This window comes from Ferrovibrio sp. GW821-FHT12B10, from assembly GCF_058807515.1.
The window spans coordinates 2,676,899-2,699,296 of sequence record NZ_JBXAQT010000001.1 but is presented as its reverse complement, the minus strand read 5'-3'; the positions used below and the strand labels follow the sequence as shown (position 1 = coordinate 2,699,296).

Below are 22,398 nucleotides of genomic sequence, written 5' to 3'. Positions count from 1 at the left end.
GGTCTCCCTGACCACACTGCTGTCGTTCTTACAGCAGGGATAATATGGTCCGGGATGCCTAGCAAGGCCGAGCCGCCTGCGCATAGACTATGCCCATGGTTGACATAACGATTTCAGAGGCTAGCGCGCGACTGCTGGCCGGCGAGGTGGTCGCGATCCCCACCGAAACCGTCTACGGACTGGCTGCCGACGCCACCAATGCGTCTGCGGTGGCGAAGATATTCGCCGCCAAGGGACGGCCGGATTTCAATCCGCTGATCAGCCATGTCGCCGATATCGCCCAGCTCGACGAACTTGTTCTGCTGGACGACCGCGCCCGCCTGCTGGCCAAAGCCTTCTGGCCCGGCGCGCTGACCCTGGTGCTGCCGCGCACGCCCAACTGCCCGGTCGCCGACAGCGTCTCGGCCGGCCTGCCCTCGCTGGCGCTGCGCATGCCGGCGCATCCACTGGCGCGCGACCTGCTGGCACGCGTCGCCCGTCCGGTCGCCGCACCGTCGGCGAACAAATCTGGCCATGTCTCACCCACCACGGCCCAGCATGTGCGCGACAGCCTCGGCCCGGAAATCGCGGTGCTGGATGGCGGCCCCTGCCCCATGGGTCTGGAATCCACCGTGGTCGGCCTGACCGGCCGCGAGGCCTTGCTGCTACGACCCGGCGGCGTGACGGCCGAGCAGATCGAGGCCGTGCTCGGTGAAAAGCTGGGCCTGCCGCAGGATGCGAAAATCCAGTCGCCCGGCATGCTGCTCAAGCATTACGCGCCGCGCCTGCCGGTGCGGCTGAATGCTGCCGCGCCGCAGGGCAAGGAAGGCCTGCTCAGCTTCGGCAGGCCGCCGGCCGGTTACGCCACGGTGTTCGCGTTGAGCGAAACCGGCGACCTGAATGAGGCCGCGGCCAAACTCTATGCGGGGTTGCATGCACTGGACCAGATCGCGGGACTGGAGGGCATTGCCGTGATGCCCATCCCACAGCACGGCCTCGGCCTTGCGATCAACGACCGCCTCGCCCGCGCCGCCAGAGGGCGGTAGAGGCGTGGACGCTGACTTTCAAAGCGCTAATATATTCGTCATGAACGCACCCATCGCCACCCCGCTTTCCGCCGCCCTGCTCGACCGCTTCAAGGCCATCGTCGGCCCCAAGGGCTGGGTCACCGATCCCGACATCCTGGCGCCGCATCTGCGCGAGCAGCGCGACCTCTATGTCGGCGCGTCGCCGATGCTGCTGCGTCCCGCCAATACGGAAGAAGTGGCCGCCATCATCAAGCTGGCGCGCGAGACCGGCACCAAACTGGTGCCGCAGGGCGGCAATACCGGCCTGGTCGGCGGCAACATCCCCTTCATGAGCAATGACGAGATCATCCTTTCATTGCAGCGCATGAACAAGATTCTCGCCATCGATCCGCTGAACGACACCATCACCGTGGAAGCAGGCTGCATCCTGAGCCAGGTGCAGCAGGCCGCCCGCGAGGTTGATCGCCTGTTCCCGCTCTCGATCGGGTCGGAAGGCAGTTGCACCATCGGCGGCAACCTATCCACCAATGCCGGCGGCAACGCGGTGCTGCGCTACGGCAACACGCGCGAACTGGCGCTGGGTCTGGAGGTCGTGCTGGCCGACGGGCAGATCTGGAACGGCCTCAAGGGCCTGCGCAAGGACAATACCGGTTATGCGCTGAAGGACCTGTTCATCGGCGGCGAAGGCACGCTCGGCATCATCACCGCCGCGGTGCTGAAGCTGCATCCCGCCCCCAAGGCGATGGCGACCTCCTTTACCGCCATTCCCAATCCCGCCGCCGCCATCGAGCTGCTGGCGATGTCCAAGTCCGCCACTGGCGGCCAGGTCACCGGCTTCGAGCTGATCTCGCGCATCTCACTGGACTTCGCGCTCAAGCACAATCCAGGTACCGTCGACCCGGTGGCCGAACGCCATCCCTGGTATGTGCTGATGGAATTCAGCTCGGGCCGCGATGACGGCACCATTGGCGAGACCATGGAAGCCATCCTGGCCGAAGGCTTTGAAAAGGGCCTGGTGCTGGATGCGGCGATTGCGCAATCCGATACCCAGCGCGCCGCCTTCTGGAAGCTGCGCGAGCTGCTGTCCAGTTCGCAGAAGCCTGAAGGCGGTTCGATCAAATGCGACATCTCGGTGCCGGTGTCGCTGATGCCGGAATTCATCGAGAAGGCCACGAAAGCCGTGGAGGCGCATCTCGACGGCATCCGCGTGGTAACCTTCGGCCATATCGGCGACGGCAACGTGCATTTCAATGCCTCGCAACCCGTCGGCTGGGACCGGCTTGAATACCTCAAGCACTGGGACGCCGTGCACACCATCGTGCATGACATCGCCACGGCGATGCGGGGTTCGATCTCGGCTGAACATGGCGTCGGACGCATGAAGATCGACGAGATTGTGCATTACAAATCACCGATAGAGATCGAGATGATGCGCAAGATCAAGCGCGCCTTCGACCCCGACAACATCCTGAATCCGGGCAAGGTGGTGAACCCGTAAAGGGTTCACCTGTCGCGTTTATTCGGTAGCCGGCGCCATCCGGTTGGGCTGCAGTTTCTGGCCGACCAGCACCACAACCAGTAACGCCACACCCACGGCATCGCCGATCCAGCCCGGCACCAGGGTCATCGCCAGCGCGCCGACGATCAGCATGACACGCTCGTAGCTGCGCAGATGCGTACGGAGAAAGCCGTGCAGGCCGGCCGCCAGCATGGCGATGCCGACCACCGCCGAAATGGTGGCATGCAGGATTTCAGTCCATTCGCCGATCATCAGCAGTGCCGGCTGGAACACGAACATGAACGGCACGATGAAGCCGGCGGCGCCGATCTTCACTGCCGCCCAGCCCGATTTCCACAAGTCGGATTTCGCCAGGCTCGCTGCGGCGTAGACCGCCAGCGCCACCGGCGGCGTGATGGCTGACAGGATGGCGAAGTAGAAGGCGAACATATGTGCGGCTGGCTCGATCACGCCCAACTTCATGATCGCCGGCACCATCAGCGATACCATGACGATATAAGCCGGCGTGGTCGGCATGCCCATGCCAAGAATGATTCCGGCCACGGCGGTGAGCACCAGCGCCAGCAGCAGGCTGTTCTGTGACAAGCCGATCAGCCAGTTGGTGAAGGTGAGGCCCAGTCCGGTCAGGGTGATCGAGCCGATCACCAGGCCGGCGCAGGCGCAAGCCATCGCCACGGACAGTGTATTGCGCGCACCGTCTTCCAACGCCTCGGGGATCAGGCCCCAATGCAGGCCTTCACGGGTGCTTGCGCGCAGCAGAGCGACGGGGAAGCAGGCCAGCGTGCCGGCCAGCGCGCAATAGGGCGCGGAATAGCCGGCGATCATGCCGCCCAGGATGATGGCGACCGGGATGAACAGATGGCCGCGCTCTTTCAGCACATTGAGCAAACGCGGCACTTCATGCTTGGGCAGGCCGACCAGGCCCTGCCGCTTGGCCTCAAAATGCACCGCGCCGAAGCAGGCGACGTAATAGAGGATCGACGGGATCAGCGCCCAGACCGTGACCTGGAAATAGCTGACCGCCAGAAACTCCGCCATCACGAAGGCGGCGGCGCCCATGATCGGCGGCATGATCTGGCCGCCGGTGGACGCCACGGCCTCGACGCCGGCGGCGAAATGCTTGGTGAAGCCCGAACGCTTCATAAGCGGAATGGTGATCGGCCCGTCGACCATCACATTGGCGACGGCAGAGCCCGAAATGGTGCCGAACAGCGAGGAAGACACCACCGAGACCTTGCCCGGTCCGCCCGCCTGCCGCCCGGTCAGCGCCAGTGCGAAGTCCATGAACAGCTTGCCGGTGCCGGTGCGCTCCATGACGCTGCCGAACACCACGAAGATCGTCACATAGGCGGCCGAGACCGCCAGCGTCGAGCCGAAGACGCCTTCCGTGGTCATGTAGAGCTGATCGAGCAGCGTCAGCGGATCGACCCGGGTGACGAACAGGGCGTGCCCCATGAAGACCAGCGCGGTGATCGGCAATGCCCAGCCGATGACGCGACGGGTGGCGTCCAGCACCACGATCACCAGTGCCAGGCCGGCAATGATATCGAGCGGCTTGAGATCGTCGATATAGATGATGCGGTTGATGAAATAGTCGTAGTCGATGAACAGATGTCCGAGCGCCAGTGTACCGCCAGCGAAGAACAGCGCATCCAGCCAGATGAAGCGCCGCTTGCCGTCTTTCACCTCGACAAAGGGATAGAGCAGGTAGACCAGCACCATGGCGAAGGCCAGATGGGTGCCGCGGAAGATCAGCGCCTGGGGCGGCCCCATGGCGATCACCCACATATGATACAGCGCCATGGTCACGCCGATCGGCATCACGATACGCCCGATCAGGGTCTGGGTCCTGCCGTCCATCTCACGTTCCCCCCGGAACACAAAAAAAGCACCGACGTTGCCTGTTGCGACAGGCAACGTCGGTCAGTCGCCTCAAAACAGTTACTTCAGCGCACCGACTTCGCGGTAATACTTGGCCGCGCCAGGATGGAAGGGCACGCCGATATCCTCGGCCATGTCTTTCACCGTCATCTTGGCCATCGCTTTGTTGATCGCCACCATGTCGGCCATCTGCGTCGCCATTGCCTTGGTGATGGCGTAGATCTTGTCCTCAGGCAGCTTGCACGACGCAATGAAATGCGCCGAATAGGCAATCGCCGGTACGTCCTTGTCCTGCTTGGGATAGGTGTTGGCGGGGATGGTGCCCTTCACATAGCCGGCATTGATTTTCTTCATCGCCGCGACTTCCGCATCCGACACCGGCACCAGCTTGACGCCACGTGAGGACGCCAGATCCATCACCGAGGCGGCTGGAATGGTGGTGCCCAGCGTGAAGATTTGAGCATGCCCGTCCTGCAGCAGGGCGGCTGCATCGTTATAGGAGGCCATGAAGTTGACCTTCGCCATGTCGGTATAGGACAGGCTGTTGGCCTTCAGGATATCCGCCGAGATGGCTTCCGCCGTATTGCCGCGGGTCTGCACCGCGATGCTCTTGCCCTTGGCATCCGCCACCTTATCGACCTTGGCATCAGCCAGCGCGACGATCTGGAAATACTGTGGATAGAGATTGGCGATCTGGCAGACATTGGTCGCCTTCTTGTCGAAAGGCGCACGGCCCTCCAGTGCGTCCACGGTGGAGGTCGAGTTGCCGAAGCCGAACTCGGCCTTGTTTTCCTCGATGCCCTTCACATTGGCGATACCCGCGCCCGGCAGGGTCTGCACGGTGCTGCCCGGCAATGCTTTTTCGAACATCGCCTTGAAGGTGCCGCCCATGGGCACCCAGACGCCGCCCTGCGGGCCAGTCATCAGTTTGTAGGTCTGGGCCTGCGCCCCGAAAGCCAGAACGCTCAGAACGGTCGCAACGCCAACGGCGCGCGTGAAGCTGCCATACTGCATGTGATCCTCCCTTTATGTAATTTTTATACGGGAAGTCTGCGTATGCGTTGTCCCAACGTCAAGCAGAGATCAGAACAGGCTGCCCTGTTTCGGATCCTGCTTCTGGAGCTGTTGCAGCGCGTCATGCGGCAGCAGCGCGCCGTCGCCCAGGATATGCGCAACATTCGCACCGCGCTGCAGCAGGGCCGGCGTCACCAGATGGGTGCGATGACATTGCCGCGGATCGCGCTCGGCGCACATCATCGCGATGGGCCGGGTCGCAGCCAGATCAAGGAGTTCGCCGATACCCGCGGCGAAAACCGGCTCCGGCGCCCGCGGCTTGCCGCCCAGCGCCGCCCCCAGCCAGCGATACTCGATCGCCGCCGCCTCCAGGCTGCGCCGCAGCGCCGCGCGGTTGAATTGCGAGGCGAAGCGCGAGGCCGGGGCCGAGCGGATATCGGCCAGCAACTCGATGCCATGTTGCTGCAGCAGGGCCACAAACTGCTCTGCCGTCTGGTTGGAATGACCGATGCTGAAGACCGTCAGGGCCAAGGCACGCTCTTGTGAGGGGTTACGAGAGTTTTTGTGATCAAAATTACAGTTACCTAAGGGTAACTACAGCATGGTTGGACGGGGGTGATCCGTTTTAATATATACGGGCCGGCCCCAAGGACAGAGCTGTGGGACAATCGCCGCCGGGGCCGTGGGGGATACAGATGAAGCGTAGCGTCAAGATTGGTGTCTCGGTCCTGGTGCTGGCCGTGCTGGCCGGGGGCGGCCTCTATGTTCTGAAGGGGCGCCAGCCGGCCAAGGCCGTGGCGACCGCCGAAACCGCCAGATTCGATGGCCTGGAATTCTCGCCCGCCGATCTGGTGCAGGCCAACCGCGCCAACCTGCGCCAGGTGGTGCGCCTGAGCGGCAGTCTGCAGCCGCTGAACCAGAGCATCGTGCGCGCTGAAGTCGCCGCCGTGGTGCAGGAGATCACCGTGCGGCGTGGCGAGCGCGTGAAGAAGGGCCAGCTGCTGGCCCGGCTCGACACCGCCGATCTCGCCGCCCGCCTGCGTGAAAAGCAGAGCAATCTCGACAGCGCAAAATCCGCGCTCAACCTCGCACAGATCAATCACCAGAAGACGGTCACGCTGACCCAGCGCGGCATCAAGTCGCAAACCGCGATGGACGAAGCCGAGAACACCCTGCGCAACACCCGCGCCACCGTTGCCGCCCAGGAGCAGCAGCTCACCATGGCGCGCAAGGCCGTGAACGACGCCGCCATCTACGCCCCCATCGACGGCCTGGTGGCCGACCGCCTGGTCAATCCGGGCGAGCGTGTTGCCGTCGACGGCAAGCTCTTCGCCATCGCCGACCTCGACAGCATCGAGGTGGAAGCGCTGGTGCCCGCGCGCGACGTGCCGCAACTCAAAGTGGGCCAGAAAGTGGCCCTGCATGTCGAAGGCTTCGGTGACCGCGTCTTCGAGGGGCAGATCGACCGCATCAATCCCACGGCGCAGACCGGCTCGCGTTCGATCGCGGTCTTCGTCCTGCTGCCCAATCCCAATCATGTGCTGCGCGGCGGCATGTTCGGCGCCGGCGATGCTGTGCTGGCCGAAGCCACCGGCATTGTCGCTCTGCCGCAGGAAGCCGTGCGCCAGGAAAACGGCGCCGCCGTCGTCTATGTGCTGAAGGACGGCCGCCTGCAGCGCCGCGCCGTCACCGTGGGGATCAGCGGCACCGCCGAAGGCCGTGTCGGCATTTCGTCGGGCGTCGAAGATGGTGAAACGGTGGTGGCAACCCCCGGCCTGCGCCTGAACGACGGGCTCGCCGCCCGTATTGCCGGCCGGTAAGCCAGAAAGAGGAGCCGCGCCATGTGGCTGACCCGCATCAGCGTCAACAATCCGGTCTTCGCCACCATGATGATGGCGTCGCTGCTGGTGGTAGGCCTGTTCGCCTATGTCAAACTCAGCGTCGAGCAGTTCCCCGACGTCGAATTCCCCATCGTCGTGGTCAGCACCGCCTATCCCGGCGCCACGCCCGAAAGCGTGGAAAGCGAAGTCTCCCGCCCCATCGAGGATGCGGTCAACACCATCAGCGGTGTCCGCACGCTGACCTCGCGCTCGCTGGAAGGCCGATCCAGCGTCATCATCGAGTTCGAGTTGACCGTGAACGCCATCGCGGCCGTGCAGGACGTGCGCGAAAAGATCGCGCAGGTCACCCCGCGCTTCCGCGACGAGATCAAGACGCCGGAAATCACCCGCTTCTCGCCCGACAGCCAGCCGGTTGCCTCGATCACCGTGCGCAGCGAGCGCCGCGACCTGCGCGAACTTACCACGCTGGCCGACCAGGTGGTGCTCAAGCGCCTGCAGACCGTGCGCGGCGTCGGCCAGGCTTTCATCGTCGGCGGCGTGAAGCGCCGCATCAACATCCTGCCCAATCCGGAAAAAATGCAGGCCTACGGCGTCGGGCTGGACCAGCTCGTCGCCGTGCTGAAGGCCGAGAACCAGCAGATCCCGCTGGGCACTCTGACCCGCCCGCAGACCGAAATGATCGTGCAGATCGAGGGCCGCGTCATCGATCCGCGCCGCTTGGGCGAACTGGTGATTGCCCGCCGGGGCAATACCTCGGTCACCGTTGCCGACATCGCTGTCGTGGAAGACGGCTCCGAGGAAAAGGATGCCGTCGCCATGTTCAACGGCGACCGCCAGCTGTCGATCAGCTTCATCAAGGTCCAGGGCTCCAACACGCTGGAAGTCATCACCGGCCTGAAGAAGGCCATGAAAGACCTGCAGGCCGACCTGCCGTCCGATATTTCCATGCAATTCATGCGCGATGACAGCCGCGCCATCCTGTCCTCGGTCAATGGCGTGCAGCGCACCCTGATCGAAGGCGCCATCCTCACCGTGCTGATCGTCTTCCTGTTCCTGAATTCCTGGCGCAGCACGGTGATCACCGGCCTCACATTGCCGATCGCTGTCATCGGTACGCTGGCGGCCGTGCATGCCGCCGGCTTCACGCTCAACAAGCTGACCTTGATGGCACTGTCGCTGGCCATCGGCATCCTGATCGACGATGCGATCGTCGTCCGGGAGAATATTACAAGACACGTCGCCATGGGCAAAAGCCACCGCCAGGCGGCACTGGACGGCACCAACGAGATCGGGCTGGCCGTGCTGGCCACCACCTTCTGCATCGTCGCCGTCTTCCTGCCCGTCGCCTTCATGGGCGGCATCATCGGCCGCTTCTTCCTGCAGTTCGGGATCACCGTCACGGTTGCGGTTCTGATCTCGCTGTTCGTATCCTTCACGCTCGACCCGATGCTCTCCAGCGTCTGGCACGACCCCGACAGCCAGCCCGACGCCAAGCGCGGACCGGTCGGTCGCATGGTCGGCCTGGTCGACAAGGGCATGGAGCGACTCGGCCGCGTCTATCGCCGCATCCTGGGCTGGAGCTTGCGCTGGCGCTGGGCCGTACTTGTGATCGCCGCCGTCAGCTTCTTCGGCAGTTTCGCGCTGTTGTCCAAGCTCGGCACCGAATTCCTGCCTGAACCGGACCTGTCGGAAATCCTGATCGAAATCACCACGCCGCCCGGCGCCGCGATCGAGTACAGCGAAGCCAAGCTGCGACAGGCGCAGGACGCGCTGAAGGAATTTCCCGAGGTCGAATATTCCTTCGGCTCGCTGAATGCCGGGCCGTTCTCGCGCCGTAATGTCGCCACGCTCTATGTGCGCTTCATCCCGATCGACCAGCGCAGCGTCACGCCGCAGCAGATGGCTGTGCAGTTCCGCAAACGCCTGGGGCAGATCGCCGGTATCGACAATATCAATATCGGCCTGCCCAATCTGGGCGGCGGCCTGAACAAGCCGATCATGATTGCGCTCAAGGGCCAGGACATCGCCCAGCTCGACAAGCTGTCGCAGGAAGCCATGGCGATCATGCGCACCGTGCCCGGTGTCGTCGATCTGGAATCCAGCCTGAAGGCCAACAAGCCCACCGTGGCGCTGGATGTCGATCGCGCACTGGCCGCCGATCTGGGCGTCAGCACCACTGCCATCGCCGCCACGCTGCGGCCGCTGCTGGCCGGCGAGGAAGCCGGCACCTGGAAGGCGCCGGATTCGGAAGACTACAACGTCTTTGTGCGCCTGCCGCGTGACGACCGCACCGGCATGCCGGACCTGAATCGCATCTATGTCGCCTCCACGCAGATGAATGCCGATGGCAACCCGAAGATGGTGGCGCTGTCGCAAGTTGTGAAGATCACGCCCTCGACGGGCTCGACCCAGATCAATCGCCGCGACCTGGCACGCGAGGTGCTGCTCACCGCAGCAACCGATGGCCGTCCGGTGGGCGAGGTCAGCCGCACCATCCAGGCCAAATTGGAAGAAATGACAATGCCGCCGGGCTACCGCTTCTGGTTCGGCGGCGCATCCAAGGACATGAAGGAATCGGCCGGCTACGCGGCAGCGGCCCTGCTTCTGGCGGTCATCTTCATCTACCTGATTCTCGCCTCGCAGTTCGGCAGCTTCCTCCAGCCTATCGCCATCATGGTGTCGCTGCCGCTGTCGCTGATCGGCGTGATTCTCGGCCTCTGGGCCTGGGGCTCGACGCTCAACATGTTCGCCATTATCGGCTTCATCATGCTGATGGGCCTGGTGACCAAGAACGCGATCCTGCTGATCGACTTCGTCAACCACGCCCGTCGCGAGGGGCTGTCGCGCACCGACGCCATCCTGGAGGCCGGCGAGATCCGCCTTCGCCCGATTATGATGACCACGCTGGCCATGATCTTCGGCATGCTGCCGCTGGCTTTCGCCATCGGCGAAGGCGCCAAGCAGACCGCCGGCATGGCCCATGCGGTGATCGGCGGCCTGATCTCGTCCACCCTGCTGACCCTGATAGTCACGCCGGTGATCTTCACCTATCTAGACGATCTCGGTGCCTGGGCCAATCGCAAGCTGAAATCCAGTCATGCCGATGTCGTTGATGACGCTGGGGTAAAGCATCCCGCCGAATAATCTGGCCGAGTAATCGGTCTAAAAACCGAACCTGAACCAGGCCTTCAGGTGCTTGTCACATACCCGTCGCCTGTCCATATCATGATTGGTCATATCATCATGGATCGATGAAAACGGGAGGACAGCATGGCGCAGACCACTGCCGCGACAAAAGCCGAAACCACCATCACCGTCTTCGAGGTCAACAAGCAGGACCTGACGAAGACCCGCACGGTCACCACCCGCCTCCGGCCCGATGACCTGAAGCCCGGCGAGATCCTCCTGAAGGTCGATAGCTTCGCCTTCACCACCAACAACATCACCTATGCCGGCCTGGGCGATAAAATGTCCTACTGGGGCTTCTTCCCTACCGGCGACGATGCCTGGGGCGTCATTCCGGTCTGGGGCTTTGGCGATGTGATCGCCTCCAATGCCGATGGTATCGCCGTGGATGAACGCATCTACGGCTATTTCCCCATGGCCAGCCATGCGGTGATGCAGCCGGCCAAGATCACCGACAACGCCTTCCGTGAATCCGCGCCGCATCGGCTCAAGCTGCCACCAGCCTACAACCACTATATGCGCGTCACCCGCGATCCGGCTTTTGCCGAGGATTTCGCAGCGCTCCAGGCCCTGCTGCGGCCACTGTATTTCACCTCCTTCCTGATCGACGACTTCCTCACTGAACAGCAGTTCTTTGGCGCGAAAACCCTGGTGATCTCCAGCGCCTCGGCCAAGACCGCATATGGCCTCGCTCATGAAGTCCACAAGCGCAAAACCGTCGAGGTGATCGGGTTGACCTCGGCTGGCAACCGCGCCTTCGTCGAAAGCCTGGGCTGCTATGACCGTGTGGTCGGCTATGAAGATCTCGCCAGCCTGCCGAAACAGCCAACCGTCTATGTCGATTTCGCCGGCAGCGGCGAGCTACGCCGCGCCGTGCACGAGCATTACGGCGACGACCTGACATACAGCTGCGCCGTCGGTCTGTCGCATGGCGATATGAATCCGCCCGGCGGCAAGGACCTGCCCGGTGCGAAGCCGATCTTCTTCTTCGCTCCCGACCAGGCCATCAAGCGCAGCAAGGAATGGGGCCCCGGCGGGCTGGAGATGAAGATGGCCTCGGCCTGGACCGATTTCCTGCCACTACTGCAGAGGAATCTCACCGTGCATCGCGGCAACAGCCTGTCCAATGTGGAAGCTGTCTACGCCACCATGCTGGCCGGCAAGGTCAACCCCAATGAAGGCCACATGCTGAGCCTGTGGGAGTGAGACCTCCTCCGTCATACCCGTGAAAGCGGGCATGACGATGATTGTTTACGCCAGCAGCTTTGCCAGCAATCCGTCGAGCACGGCGCGGCCGTCTTTCGTCGCGACGATCTTCTCTGGTGTGCGCTCCAACAGGCCGGCCTTTACCAGCGGCGCGCTGCGCTCAGCCGGCACCACTGCATCCAGATCGAGGCCGGTGGCGGCGCGGAAATTCTTGGCATAAACACCTTCGCTTAAACGCAACCCCATCATCAGGGCTTCCTCGGCGCGTTCGGCCTGGCTGACCGGCGTCTCGCTTTCGCGGCCATGACCGAGGCTTTCCACCTGTTCCAGCCAGGTCTCGGGCTTGCGTCGCGTCGTCGTGCCAGCCCAGTGTCCATGACGGAGAATGCGGCCATGGGCGCCCGGCCCGACGCCGATGTAATAGCCGCTGCGCCAATAGACCAGATTGTGCCGGCTCTCGCCGCCTGGTCTGGCATGATTGGAAATCTCATAGGCCGGCATGCCGGCGTCTTCCATGATCGCCTGCGTCACGTCATACAGCGCTGCCTGCGCATCGGCTTCCATCGGATGCAGCACGCCGCGCGCGACCGAGCCGGCAAAACCGGTATTGGGCTCGATGGTCAACGTGTAGAGCGAGAGATGGTCGCCGGCCAGCTTCAATGCCTCGGTCAGTTCGGCGCGCCAGCTTGCTTCGTCCTGCTCAGGCCGGGCATAGATCAGGTCGAAGCTGTAGCGCGGCACGGCCTTCTGCGCAGCCTCGATGGCGCGGCGCGCCTCGCCCGCATCATGGGCGCGGCCGAGGAATTTCAGCGCGGCGGCGTCGAAGCTCTGCACGCCAATCGACAGCCGGTTGATACCGGCCTGCGCGAAAGCGGCGAACTTGCCGGCCTCGGCCGAATTCGGATTGGCCTCCAGCGTGACTTCGGCGCCGGGCAATACCGTCCAGTGCCGCGCGATGCGCTCCAGGATCGCCGCCGCCGTCTCCGGCGGCATCAGCGAGGGCGTGCCGCCGCCGAAGAAGATGGAGGTGACAGTTTCGCCCCGGCCGATGCCAGCCTCGGCATAATGATCGAGCTCGGCCAAGTAGGCCGCCTGCCAGCGCTTCGCATCCACCTGCTCGCGCACATGGCTGTTGAAGTCGCAATAGGGACATTTCGAGACGCAGAAGGGCCAGTGCACATATAGGCCAAAGCCGCGCGGCGGAACCTGCGTGATGTCAGCCGAAGCAGGCATCGATCAGCTGCCGGAAGGCCAGCGCGCGATGACTGATCGCATGCTTCTCGGCCGCTGGCATCTCGCCGAAGGTGCGGGTCTCGTCGTCGCTGACGCGCGGCAGGAACATCGGATCGTAGCCAAAGCCATGCAGGCCGCGCGGCGGCCAGACCAGCTTGCCCTGGATGATGCCTTCAAAGCTTTCGACATGGCCATCGGGCCAGGCCAGGCTGAGCGCGCAGACGAACTGCGCCCCGAACGGCGGCTCGGCGCCCTTGTCCTGCACCGCGTTCCACACCTTTTCCATCGCCTTGCCGAAGTCTTTCGACGCCCCGGCCCAGCGCGCGGAGTAAATCCCCGGCGCGCCATCCAGCGCATCGACGCTCATGCCCGAGTCATCCGCCAAGGCGGGAAGCTGCGCGGCCGTCGCGGCCGCCAGCGCTTTAAGCTCGGCATTGGCAATAAACGTATCGCCGGTTTCTTCCGGTTCGGGCAGGCCCAGTTCGCCGGCCGAGATGGCGCGCACCCTGTAGGGCGCGATCAGGTCGCCGATCTCGCGCACCTTGCCCTGGTTATGGCTGGCGATGACCAGCGTGTCCCCAGAGAAACGGCGACGCATGCTTACTTCCCCACCGCCTGGCGCTGCAGGATCATGAGCTCGGCGACGCCCTTCTTGGCGAGCTGCAGCATCGACGTGAATTCGGCTTCCGAGAAGGGATGCTTCTCGGCGGTGCCCTGCACTTCGACGATGGCAGCTGTATCGGTCAGCACGAAATTGGCATCGGCCTGCGCCGTGCTGTCTTCCGGGTAATCCAGATCGAGTACCGGCACGCCATCGCACAGGCCGCAACTCACGGCGGCGACCTGGCCAATGAGGGGGATCTTGGGGATGGCGCCGTCCTTCAGAAGCTTGGCGAAGGCGAAATGCAGCGCCACCCAGCTGCCGGTGATGGCCGCGGTGCGCGTGCCGCCATCGGCCTGCAGCACGTCGCAGTCGAGACGGATCTGGCGTTCGCCAAAGCCGCTGAGATCGGTGACGGCGCGCAAGGAGCGGCCGACCAGGCGCTGGATTTCCTGGGTGCGGCCCGATTGCTTGCCGCGCGAGGCTTCACGGTCGGTGCGGGTATGGGTCGAGCGCGGCAGCATGCCGTATTCCGCCGTCACCCAGCCGCGGCCGGTGTTGCGCAGGAAGGGCGGCACCTTTTCCTCGACCGTGGCGGCGCACAGCACATGGGTCTCGCCGAACTTGATCAGGCAGGAGCCCTCGGCATATTTGGCAAAGCCCGCTTCGAGACGGACGGGGCGCAGCTGATCGGCGGTGCGGCCACTCGGGCGCATGGCGGTATTCCTTCGCGAATGACTCTGAAAAGCAGCGGCTTTTCTAGTGGAAATCAGGGTAGCCTACAAGCCATGCGCTTGAGCGGGCCGGCCCGATGCAATATCACCGAAGCATAACCGATGGTGCCCTGCCGGACCAGCAACCGGCCGCCGGAGGGGGGATTATCACATGCAGCACCCGCTTCGCCTGTTTACCGCAGCTTTGCTCTGTCTCGCCGCGCCCGCCGCCTGGGCGGCCGAGGATGACGCGCATGACAAGCCCGGCAAGACCTATGCGGTCGGCGATCTCGACATCACACTCAACCTGGATGCCGCCTTCGGGCTGTTCTCGGTCGCCAATGCGCAGAACGGTCTGGGCAGCCTGGGGCCGGGCGGCGGCAAGCGCCGCGGCGGCCGCGACTGGGCAGAAGGCTTCATCGCGCCCGGGCTGGCGCTCGACTATCACCTGAACGACACGACCTTCTACGGCAACCTGAAGCTGCTCGGCTCGGCCACGCGCGGCGAGGGCGAGGCGCAGCGCACCAGCGTGACCAGCCGCCGGCCCGAGGCACTCGCGCTGGATGAAGCCTATCTCGGCTGGAAGTCCGGCCTGGCCTTTGCCGCGCTCGGCGAGGATGCGGTCGATGTCTCGGCCGGTCGCCAGGGCTTCGTGGTCGGCGACGGCTTCCTCATTGCCGATGGCACGCTCGACAGCTTCCGGCGCGGCAATTACGTGATCGGCCCGCGCGCCGGCTTCGACCGCACGGCGATCGCGCGGCTGAACACCGAACCGGTGCGCGCCGATGTCTTCCGCCTGCGCAACGGCAGCGACCAGGATTTCCTGCGCGGTCAGGACGACGCCGCCACCAGCCTCTACGGCGGCAACGTCGAATGGTTCGGGTCGGCACACAAGGACCACGGCCGCGCCGAATACACCGAGCGGCTCTGGTATCTCGGCGCCACCGCGCTGAAGATCGACGATGCCGACCGTGCCGTGAACGCCAACCGCGATGGGCTCAATGTCTGGTCGGTGCGCTCGGGCGGCACGGTGCTGGCGCCGGTCAGCGACCTGTTCAAGGATGTCTCGCTTTACAGCGAATATGCGCGGCAGACGAACGATGTCGGCGCCACGAAAACCCGCGCCAATGCCTGGTATGTCGAACCGCAGTATCGCTTTGGCGATCTGCCGTGGACGCCACGCGTCAGCTATCGCTATGCGCATTTCAGCGGCGACGCCAACACAACTGATAACCGCAACACCGCCTGGGACACGCTGTTCATGGCCGGCGGCCCGCGCGGCTATGGCAGCTGGGACCAGGGCGAGATCTACCAGCGCTATGTCGGCACCAACACCAACCTCAACACCCATATGGTGCAGCTGAAACTGCAGCCGGCCGACGACCTCAGCCTCGGCGCGATCTACTACCGCCATTCCTACGACAAGCCCGATGGCGCCAACGGCGTCACCAGCGACCGCCTGCTGAACGAGATCGACGTCTTTGCCGTCTGGGATACGCCGTTGAAGGGCCTGAGCGTCAATGCCGTGCTGGGCGCGGCCAAGGCCGGCGACGGCCGCCGCCAGGCGCAGGGCACCACGGATGCCACCGACCGCACCACCTGGCTCGGTCAGTTCATTCTCGCCTATCAGTTCTGAGCGGGCGCCGGCAGCGTCTCGATCATTGCGCGCGCGATCTCGCGCTCGCCCATGATCACCGTACCGGCGCCATGTTCGACCAGATGATCGACCTCGGCATCGGCATGGGCGCGCGCCACGATACTTAAGGACGGATTCTCCGCCCGCGCCGCCTGCACGATGCGACCGGCCTCGAAGACATTGGGAATGGCGAGGATCAGTTGCCGGGCCTGCGCCAAATTGGCCGCCGCCAACATGTCGGCACGTGCCGCGTTGCCGACGATGACCTCGACGCCCTGCTTGTTCAGGGCACGCACCAGCGTCTCGGAATCCTCGATCACCAAGAAGGGCAGCTTGCGCTGCTGCAGCGCCGCGCCCACCAGGCTGCCGACCCGGCCATAGCCGATCAGCACCACATGGCCGGTCAGCGTCGTCTTCACCGGCACGATATCGGGATCGGCCGAGACCGCCGATGCCGTCACCTGCGGCGCGGCTGCCGTCTTGCCGCCATCCCTGCCCAGCTTCTGCTCCAGCCGGGGCTTGAGCTTGTCCAGCATCACGAAAAGCAGCGGGTTGAGCAGGATCGACAGGATGGCGCCGGCCAGGATCAGATCGCGGCCCTCTTCCGGCAGCAGCTTCAGCTCGGTGCCCAGTGCGGCCAGAATGAAGGAGAATTCGCCGATCTGCGCCAATGATGCCGAGATCAGCAGCGCCGTGCCCATCGGATGGCGGAAAGCCAGCACGATGAAAAAGGCCGCCAGTGACTTGCCGATCACGATGATCGCCACCGTGGCCAGCACCGGCAGCGGGTTGTGCAGCAGGATCGCCGGATCGAACAGCATGCCGACCGAGACGAAGAACAGCACGGCAAAAGCATCGCGCAAGGGCAGCGATTCATTCGCGGCCTCATGGCTGAGCGGCGACTCGCTCATCATCATGCCGGCGAAGAATGCGCCCAGCGCAAAGGACACGCCGAACAGCTTGGCGGCGCCGAAGGCGACACCGAGTGCGATCGCCAGCACGGCGAGGCGGAACAGTTCGCGCGAGCCGGTATGCACGATGTAATGCAATACCCAGGGAATGACGCGGCGGCCGACCACCACCATCAGCACCACGAAGGCCGCGACCTTGGCCAGCGTGACGCCGACCGTCTTCAGGATGTCGGCGGTCTGCGGTGCTGCCTGTCCTGCGCCCGCCGTTCCGGCATCTGGCATCATCAGACCGCTGAGCGCCGGCAGCAGCACCAGCGCCAGTACCATGGCCAGGTCTTCCACGATCAGCCAGCCGACGGCGATGCGTCCGCGATCGGTTTCCACCAGCCGGCGCTCCTGCATGGCGCGCAGCAGCACGACTGTCGATGCGACGGAGAGCGCTAGACCAAAAATGAAGCCGCCGCCCATGCCCCATCCCATCACCCAGGCGAGGCCCATGCCGAGCAGCGTGGCGACACCGATCTGCACCACCGCGCCGGGGATGGCGATCGCCTTCACCGACAGCAGGTCTTTCAGCGAGAAATGCAGGCCGACGCCGAACATCAGCAGAATGACGCCGATCTCCGCCAGCTCGTTGGCCAGGCCCTGATCGGCGACGAAGCCCGGGGTGAAGGGGCCGACGAACACACCCGCCAGCAGATAGCCCACCAGCGGAGAGACCCGCAGGCGATTGGCGATGGCGCCGAAGATGAAGGCGAGCACCAGGCCCATCACGATGGTGGCAATCAGCGGTGTGTGATGCGGCATCCTTCGGGAGCCCCCCTCATTTGATTATGACCTCTGCTCCTAAACTATGGCGCGCATCCCCGCAGTTCAACCGAACGTGCATGCGTTTATCGCGACGATCCACGCGAAAGCTGCGAACATCGCGGAACATTCACAATAAACGTCATCCCGGCTGAGCGTATGCGAGACCCGGGATCCCATTGCCTCTCGTCAAAAAATGAGACCCCGGATCAAGTCCGGGGGTGACGCCTTTTTTTGTGAATGCACTTCAGCTCGCGTGATACTTCACATCGAATCCTTCATCCGGCTGCGGCGCGAGGAAATGCGATGTGATCGCATCGAACTCGGCATCGTTTGCAGCGAAATCATGCTGGCCCGTGGCATTGCGCTGGCGCAGCCGCGCGCGGCAGACCTCGTCTGGCACATCGAGCACATGCAGCCGGTGTTGAGCGCCGCTGCGGTCGATGATCTCGCGCATCCAGGTCCGGCTGCTGCGGGTATTGGCGGGGAAATCGAGCACCACCGACAGGCCCGCTTGCAGCAGGGTCTCCACATGAGGCGCCATCACGGCGCGCAGTTGGCCGGCGCAGCGGACATAATCCGCCACGGTCCGGATCTCGCCCGGATACAACCGGGCCAGCCACCAGTCCTCGGCAATCGTCACCGTATCCGGCGCCGCGCCAAGCGTGGCCGCCAGCGTCGATTTGCCGGCAGCGATCTTGCCGCACAGGAGATGCAGGACGGGTGCAGACATCACTGCCTCACTTCACCGCATCGGGCCGCAGCCGGCGCGCCACGTCGTTGAGCGCCATCTCCTCCTGCTTGCCGCCACGCCAGCGCAGGAACACCGTGCCGCGCTCCATCTCGCGTTCACCAACCACGCCGACCAGCGGCACGCCCTGGTCATGCGCCTCGGCGATCTTGCGACCCAGCCGCTCCTGTCGGCTGTCGGCGACCGCGCGCAGGCCCTCGCGGCCCAGCGCCGCCACCGCCTTGCGGGCATAGCCTTCCTGCGCCGAGGTGACATTGGCGATCACGATCTGCTCGGGCGCCAGCCACAGCGGCAGCGCGCCGCGGTAATGCTCCAGCAGCATGCCGATGAAACGCTCCATGCTGCCCAGCACGGCGTGATGGATCAGCACGGGGCGCCTGCGGCTGCCGTCGCTGGCCACATAGCTGACATCCAGCCTTTCGGGCAGCACGAAGTCGAGTTGCACCGTACCGCACTGCCAGGAGCGGTCATGGCTGTCGCGCAGGTGGAATTCCAGCTTCGGGCCATAGAAGGCGCCCTCGCCGCTCTTGATGGCGAAATCCAGGCCCGCGCGGCGCGCCGCCATGGCGAGGCCGGCCTCGGCGCGGTCCCAGGTCGCATCGTCGCCGGCGCGCTTGGCCGGTCGCGTGGCGAAGAAGACCAGCGGCGCACCGAAGCCGAAGTCGCTGTAGATGCCGCGCAGCAGCTCGCAGAAACGCTGCACCTCCTGCTCGACCTGCTCCTCCGTGCAGAAGATATGCGCATCGTCCTGCGTGAAGCTGCGCGTGCGCATCAGCCCCTGCAGCGCGCCCGAGGGTTCGTCGCGATGACAGGCGCCGAATTCGCAATAGCGCATCGGCAGATCATGCACCGACCGCAGCGTCTTGCCGAACACCTGGGCATGGCCCGGGCAGCTCATCGGCTTCAGCGCAAAGGGCCGGTTCCCGCTGCTGAGCCGGTACATTTCATTGGCGAACTTCTCGGCATGGCCGCTCTGCTCCCACAGGCTGTAGGACAGGAGCTGCGGCGTGCGGATTTCGGCGAATCCCGCCTCGCGCATGCGGCGGCGGATGTAATCCTCCACCACACGATAAAGCGCGAAGCCGCGCGGGTGCCAGAAGACCATGCCCGGCCCCTCCTCCTGCTGGTGGAAGAGGTCCAGCCGCGTGCCCAGCACCTGGTGGTCGTAGGCGTCCATCTCCGAAAATCGTCCTGGATTCAGGCTGTTCATCTTGGGTCTCCATCGTGGAAGAGACCTGCCGGTGATGAACGGGACCCCAGAAACACCGAGGCCCCGTCCGTCGCCGGCGGGGCCTCTGGGTTTCAGTGCTTGTGCGTTTATCTCTTCACGCGCAACGACCCAGGGCACCGCCGGTGGCGGTAACCTTAATGGTAGCTACGGTGAGAATAATGCTCTGCATGGTGCGCGGACGGTAAGCGCAGATGGAGAAAGCGTCAAGCAAGAAAATGACGCCGCACCCCTTACTCGTCATGCCGGCCTTGAGCCGGCATCCCATTTTTTAATGGGACCCCGGGTCAAGCCCGGGGTGACGACTATGCAACAGCACGGCCGTCACTTCAGCGGCAGACAGATATCGGTCAGCAGATCGGTCGGTGGCACCTCGCGCGGATTGTTGAGGTAATCCTCGAAAACCGGCGCATCGGCGGCCTCGCGGCCTGACTTCACCAGCCATTCGCCATAGAGCCAGTCATAGGCCGCCTTCATATCCGAGTAAGGCCCCTTGTGGCGCAGCACGGCATAGTCGCCGCCACGCAGATCGGCGCGCTCCAGCGGCGGTTCCACCGGAAAGGCGGCATCGGGAATGAGAATCCCGGCGGCCGAACGCAGCTCGGCCTCCGGCACCGATGTGGGATCGGAATAGAACAGCCCCTTCATGCACAAAGACTGACCTTGGCCCGGCCGCAGCAGGTTGCGCGCCGCCAGCGTGCCGAACAGTGTCTCGAATGCCCGCCCGATCTCCATGTAGGAGCCCTTATGCGGGATCACGGCCAGTGTGGCAGGTGGCAAGGTCTTGATGGCAACGTCGCGCATGGCGGAGACTCCCTTCGGCGAGGACGGTATGGTGAAGCGGGTATGGCTGCCGCGCTTGCGGTATTCCGCCGGCGGCATCTGATAGGCATCCTTGAAGCTGCGGCTGAAGGCAGCGAGGCTGCCATAGCCGGCGCGCGGCCAGATCTCGTCCAGGGCCATCTGCGTCTGCGCCAGATCGGCGGCGGCACGCTGCAGCCGCAGGCGCTTCACGGTGGCCGCCACCGTTTCGCCATAAACCGCCTGCCAGATGCGGTGCCAGTGCCAGGGCGACAGCGCAGCCACATCGGCCAGCGTGTTGAGGTCCAGCTCGGCATCCAGGTTGGCGTAGATATATTCCGTGACGCGGGTGAAGCGCCGGATATAGCTGGCCTGCCCTGGTGAGTCGGAATTGGCGGAATCGGTGGTGGCGAAATCGGTCATATCAGTTCTTCCTGTCTGATGCAGAAACGCTAGCACGGGCGCGTTTGATAAATCTTGCGGAGATGCTGCCGCCTGCAACAGGAGGCCGGCACAAAGAAACAGGGGGCCTTGAATCATGGCGACTGACCACGACACGCTGTACAGCCTGAACGAAAACTACATCCGCAGCGTGGCCGAGTCCGACACCGCCTGGTTCGAGAAAAACCTCTCTGCCGATTTCCTGAATTCCAATCCCGACGGCACGCTGGCCGACCGCGCCGGTTTCCTGGCGCAGATCGCCAAGCCCTCGGCGGCGAAGAACCTGCGTTGCGAGGATGTGCGCATCCGCATCATCGGCGCCACCGCGTTGATCCATGCGCGCACGGCCTATACCAAGCCCGATGGCAGCGCCGGCCAGGGCCGCTATACCGATATCTGGATGAAGCAGGCCGGCAGCAACACCTGGCTCTGCGTCGCCGCGCATGTGACGCGGGGGTGACGTATCCTCTAGAATTATAGACGTGGATGGCCGGAATAAGTCCGGCCATGACAATAAAATCGGTGTCATGCCCGGGCTTGGCCCGGGCATCCACGCGTTGTTTTCAATACTGCGCCAGGAACGCCAGTACCGCCTCGTTGAACGCCTCGGGGCGCTGCTCGTACATCGGATGGGTGGCGTTCGCGATGGTGATGCGCCGCACGTCGGGCATCAGCCGCTCCATCGCATCCAGCACCTTGGGGAAGTGTCCCCTGGTCAGGCCGCCGCCGACCAGCAGCACCGGCACGGCGATCGACTGGATATCGTCCTTCATGAAGGGCAGGCGCGGCTCACGATACTGGCCCACCAGCGTATAGGCGTTGTCGCGCGCCATCGCCTTGAAACGCGCCGGCGCGTATTTCCAGGCCAGCGGCCCACCAACAGCGGTGACGAACTTTTCCAATCCCGCATCGACCTCGCCGCGCGCGATCAGTGCGGCGCTCTCGCCGAACATCGCGTTCAGCCCCGCACCCGCCGGCGGCGCGCCAGGATCGCTCAGGGTTTCGTCGAGCTGGCCGCCGGGCTCAGCCAGCACGGCACTGCGCAGCAGCTCCGGATGACGCTGCGCCAGGCGGAAGCCGACATGGCCGCCGCGCGAATGGCCGACCAGATGCACCGGGCCGGCGCCCAGATCGGCAATCAGCGCCGCGAGATCGTCGGCATGGCCCTGGATATCATAGCCCTCGCCCTCGCCGTTCCACTGTTCGGGCCAGCAGCGCCGCAGGCTGAGCGCCAGCACGCGATAGGTTTGCGCAAACGGCGCCATCTGCGCCGCCCAGATGCGCTGGTCGCAGAGCGAGCCATGCACCAGCAGCAGCGGCGTGGCATGGGCGTCACCGGCTTCCAGATACGACAGGTCATAGCCGTTGATGCGGCGGCTGCGCTGGACGGAGCCGGCAGCCGCGTCGGAGGTCTGGGTGCTCATCCGGGCTTTTTAACAAAACCGTTCCCCCGAGACCACGATTAATGTACACTATATGTTCTAATTGTAGTTACATATGTATGCAGATTTGAGATCATGAACCGGAATTCGACGAGATTCGACGGCTACAGCATCAAATTCGACGCCTACAGCAGCGGATTTGACGGCTACAGCCCAGAATTCGACGCTCAGAGCCCTGAC

18 protein-coding genes are annotated in these 22,398 nt (G+C 64.2%); 7 read left to right on the top strand and 11 right to left on the bottom strand.

Annotated features, from left to right (window positions below; all coding sequences use genetic code 11):
- Positions 1 to 95: 95 nt before the first annotated feature.
- On the top strand, positions 96 to 1,025 hold the full coding sequence (locus AC1RRT_RS13615) for an L-threonylcarbamoyladenylate synthase (protein ID WP_493014346.1): 930 nt from the start codon (positions 96 to 98) through the stop codon (positions 1,023 to 1,025).
- A gap of 40 nt (positions 1,026 to 1,065) precedes the next feature.
- Entirely contained in the window at positions 1,066 to 2,505 is a 1,440-nt protein-coding gene (locus AC1RRT_RS13610; RefSeq protein ID WP_493014345.1) for an FAD-binding oxidoreductase, read from the top strand.
- An 18-nt stretch (positions 2,506 to 2,523) separates the two neighbouring features.
- Here AC1RRT_RS13610 and AC1RRT_RS13605 read toward each other — a convergent pair whose 3' ends face one another.
- The 3 genes from AC1RRT_RS13605 to AC1RRT_RS13595 all read right to left on the bottom strand — a co-directional run bounded on the left by AC1RRT_RS13605 (position 2,524) and on the right by AC1RRT_RS13595 (position 5,952).
- The gene (locus AC1RRT_RS13605; RefSeq protein ID WP_493014344.1) at positions 2,524 to 4,386 is read right to left on the bottom strand and encodes a TRAP transporter permease; all 1,863 of its coding nucleotides are present in this window, start codon (positions 4,384 to 4,386) and stop codon (positions 2,524 to 2,526) included.
- Positions 4,387 to 4,467: 81 nt separating this feature from the next.
- A complete protein-coding gene (locus AC1RRT_RS13600) occupies positions 4,468 to 5,421 on the bottom strand; it encodes a TAXI family TRAP transporter solute-binding subunit (protein WP_493014343.1) in 954 nt (317 codons plus the stop codon).
- 69 nt (positions 5,422 to 5,490) lie between these two features.
- Positions 5,491 to 5,952: a DUF488 domain-containing protein gene (locus AC1RRT_RS13595; RefSeq protein WP_493014342.1), complete on the bottom strand. Its 462-nt coding sequence runs from the start codon at positions 5,950 to 5,952 to the stop codon at positions 5,491 to 5,493.
- Between the two features lie 164 nt (positions 5,953 to 6,116).
- Between AC1RRT_RS13595 and AC1RRT_RS13590 the strand changes: the two genes are divergently transcribed.
- The 3 genes from AC1RRT_RS13590 (at position 6,117) to AC1RRT_RS13580 (ending at position 11,654) form a co-directional block, all read left to right on the top strand.
- Complete coding sequence (locus AC1RRT_RS13590; RefSeq protein WP_493014341.1) at positions 6,117 to 7,241, top strand: efflux RND transporter periplasmic adaptor subunit; 1,125 nt, start codon at positions 6,117 to 6,119, stop codon at positions 7,239 to 7,241.
- Positions 7,242 to 7,262: 21 nt separating this feature from the next.
- Positions 7,263 to 10,406 (top strand): efflux RND transporter permease subunit, encoded by a 3,144-nt coding sequence (locus tag AC1RRT_RS13585; protein ID WP_493014340.1) that lies wholly within the window; start codon positions 7,263 to 7,265, stop codon positions 10,404 to 10,406.
- 126 nt (positions 10,407 to 10,532) lie between these two features.
- Positions 10,533 to 11,654 carry a DUF2855 family protein gene (locus tag AC1RRT_RS13580; protein ID WP_493014339.1) on the top strand — a complete coding sequence of 374 codons (1,122 nt, stop codon included), beginning with the start codon at positions 10,533 to 10,535 and terminating at the stop codon, positions 11,652 to 11,654.
- Between the two features lie 45 nt (positions 11,655 to 11,699).
- Here the strand turns inward: AC1RRT_RS13580 and hemW are convergent, their stop codons facing one another.
- Genes hemW through rph form a run of 3 tightly spaced genes read right to left on the bottom strand, consistent with a single transcriptional unit; the run spans position 11,700 to position 14,204 of the window.
- Positions 11,700 to 12,887 carry a radical SAM family heme chaperone HemW gene (hemW, locus tag AC1RRT_RS13575; protein WP_493014338.1) on the bottom strand — a complete coding sequence of 396 codons (1,188 nt, stop codon included), beginning with the start codon at positions 12,885 to 12,887 and terminating at the stop codon, positions 11,700 to 11,702.
- Positions 12,871 to 13,485 carry an RdgB/HAM1 family non-canonical purine NTP pyrophosphatase gene (rdgB, locus tag AC1RRT_RS13570; protein WP_493014337.1) on the bottom strand — a complete coding sequence of 205 codons (615 nt, stop codon included), beginning with the start codon at positions 13,483 to 13,485 and terminating at the stop codon, positions 12,871 to 12,873. The genes hemW and rdgB overlap by 17 nt, the downstream gene beginning before the upstream one ends.
- Positions 13,486 to 13,487: 2 nt before the next feature.
- Positions 13,488 to 14,204: a ribonuclease PH gene (gene rph / locus AC1RRT_RS13565; protein WP_493014336.1), complete on the bottom strand. Its 717-nt coding sequence runs from the start codon at positions 14,202 to 14,204 to the stop codon at positions 13,488 to 13,490.
- Positions 14,205 to 14,373: 169 nt separating this feature from the next.
- On the opposite strand from rph, the gene AC1RRT_RS13560 reads away from it, so the two are divergent.
- Positions 14,374 to 15,837: an alginate export family protein gene (locus tag AC1RRT_RS13560; protein WP_493014335.1), complete on the top strand. Its 1,464-nt coding sequence runs from the start codon at positions 14,374 to 14,376 to the stop codon at positions 15,835 to 15,837.
- On the opposite strand, the gene ybaL is transcribed toward AC1RRT_RS13560, so the two are convergent.
- From ybaL to AC1RRT_RS13540, 4 genes are all read right to left on the bottom strand, one after another.
- Positions 15,828 to 17,555, bottom strand: coding sequence for a YbaL family putative K(+) efflux transporter (ybaL, locus tag AC1RRT_RS13555; protein ID WP_493014334.1), 1,728 nt, complete (start codon positions 17,553 to 17,555; stop codon positions 15,828 to 15,830). The genes AC1RRT_RS13560 and ybaL overlap by 10 nt on opposite strands.
- Positions 17,556 to 17,802: 247 nt before the next feature.
- A complete protein-coding gene (locus AC1RRT_RS13550) occupies positions 17,803 to 18,288 on the bottom strand; it encodes a P-loop nucleotide/nucleoside kinase family protein (RefSeq protein ID WP_493014332.1) in 486 nt (161 codons plus the stop codon).
- A gap of 7 nt (positions 18,289 to 18,295) precedes the next feature.
- On the bottom strand, positions 18,296 to 19,516 hold the full coding sequence (thrS, locus tag AC1RRT_RS13545) for a threonine--tRNA ligase (protein ID WP_493014331.1): 1,221 nt from the start codon (positions 19,514 to 19,516) through the stop codon (positions 18,296 to 18,298).
- 342 nt (positions 19,517 to 19,858) lie between these two features.
- Positions 19,859 to 20,758 (bottom strand): AraC family transcriptional regulator, encoded by a 900-nt coding sequence (locus AC1RRT_RS13540; RefSeq protein ID WP_493014330.1) that lies wholly within the window; start codon positions 20,756 to 20,758, stop codon positions 19,859 to 19,861.
- A 115-nt stretch (positions 20,759 to 20,873) separates the two neighbouring features.
- On the opposite strand from AC1RRT_RS13540, the gene AC1RRT_RS13535 reads away from it, so the two are divergent.
- Entirely contained in the window at positions 20,874 to 21,236 is a 363-nt protein-coding gene (locus AC1RRT_RS13535) for a nuclear transport factor 2 family protein (RefSeq protein WP_493014329.1), read from the top strand.
- Between the two features lie 103 nt (positions 21,237 to 21,339).
- Here the strand turns inward: AC1RRT_RS13535 and AC1RRT_RS13530 are convergent, their stop codons facing one another.
- The gene (locus AC1RRT_RS13530; protein ID WP_493014328.1) at positions 21,340 to 22,200 is read right to left on the bottom strand and encodes an alpha/beta fold hydrolase; all 861 of its coding nucleotides are present in this window, start codon (positions 22,198 to 22,200) and stop codon (positions 21,340 to 21,342) included.
- Between the last annotated feature and the right edge of the window lie 198 nt (positions 22,201 to 22,398).

What these genes read in the sequence shown, in the direction of transcription:
- AC1RRT_RS13615 (WP_493014346.1), top strand. Translation starts at nt 96, where the DNA reads ATGGTTGACATAACGATTTCAGAGGCTAGCGCGCGACTGCTGGCCGGC.
- AC1RRT_RS13610 (WP_493014345.1), top strand. Translation starts at nt 1,066, where the DNA reads ATGAACGCACCCATCGCCACCCCGCTTTCCGCCGCCCTGCTCGACCGC.
- AC1RRT_RS13605 (WP_493014344.1), bottom strand. Translation starts at nt 4,386, where the DNA reads ATGGACGGCAGGACCCAGACCCTGATCGGGCGTATCGTGATGCCGATC.
- AC1RRT_RS13600 (WP_493014343.1), bottom strand. Translation starts at nt 5,421, where the DNA reads ATGCAGTATGGCAGCTTCACGCGCGCCGTTGGCGTTGCGACCGTTCTG.
- AC1RRT_RS13590 (WP_493014341.1), top strand. Translation starts at nt 6,117, where the DNA reads ATGAAGCGTAGCGTCAAGATTGGTGTCTCGGTCCTGGTGCTGGCCGTG.
- AC1RRT_RS13585 (WP_493014340.1), top strand. Translation starts at nt 7,263, where the DNA reads ATGTGGCTGACCCGCATCAGCGTCAACAATCCGGTCTTCGCCACCATG.
- AC1RRT_RS13580 (WP_493014339.1), top strand. Translation starts at nt 10,533, where the DNA reads ATGGCGCAGACCACTGCCGCGACAAAAGCCGAAACCACCATCACCGTC.
- hemW (WP_493014338.1), bottom strand. Translation starts at nt 12,887, where the DNA reads ATGCCTGCTTCGGCTGACATCACGCAGGTTCCGCCGCGCGGCTTTGGC.
- rdgB (WP_493014337.1), bottom strand. Translation starts at nt 13,485, where the DNA reads ATGCGTCGCCGTTTCTCTGGGGACACGCTGGTCATCGCCAGCCATAAC.
- rph (WP_493014336.1), bottom strand. Translation starts at nt 14,204, where the DNA reads ATGCGCCCGAGTGGCCGCACCGCCGATCAGCTGCGCCCCGTCCGTCTC.
- AC1RRT_RS13560 (WP_493014335.1), top strand. Translation starts at nt 14,374, where the DNA reads ATGCAGCACCCGCTTCGCCTGTTTACCGCAGCTTTGCTCTGTCTCGCC.
- ybaL (WP_493014334.1), bottom strand. Translation starts at nt 17,555, where the DNA reads ATGCCGCATCACACACCGCTGATTGCCACCATCGTGATGGGCCTGGTG.
- AC1RRT_RS13550 (WP_493014332.1), bottom strand. Translation starts at nt 18,288, where the DNA reads ATGTCTGCACCCGTCCTGCATCTCCTGTGCGGCAAGATCGCTGCCGGC.
- thrS (WP_493014331.1), bottom strand. Translation starts at nt 19,516, where the DNA reads ATGAACAGCCTGAATCCAGGACGATTTTCGGAGATGGACGCCTACGAC.
- AC1RRT_RS13540 (WP_493014330.1), bottom strand. Translation starts at nt 20,758, where the DNA reads ATGACCGATTTCGCCACCACCGATTCCGCCAATTCCGACTCACCAGGG.
- AC1RRT_RS13535 (WP_493014329.1), top strand. Translation starts at nt 20,874, where the DNA reads ATGGCGACTGACCACGACACGCTGTACAGCCTGAACGAAAACTACATC.
- AC1RRT_RS13530 (WP_493014328.1), bottom strand. Translation starts at nt 22,200, where the DNA reads ATGAGCACCCAGACCTCCGACGCGGCTGCCGGCTCCGTCCAGCGCAGC.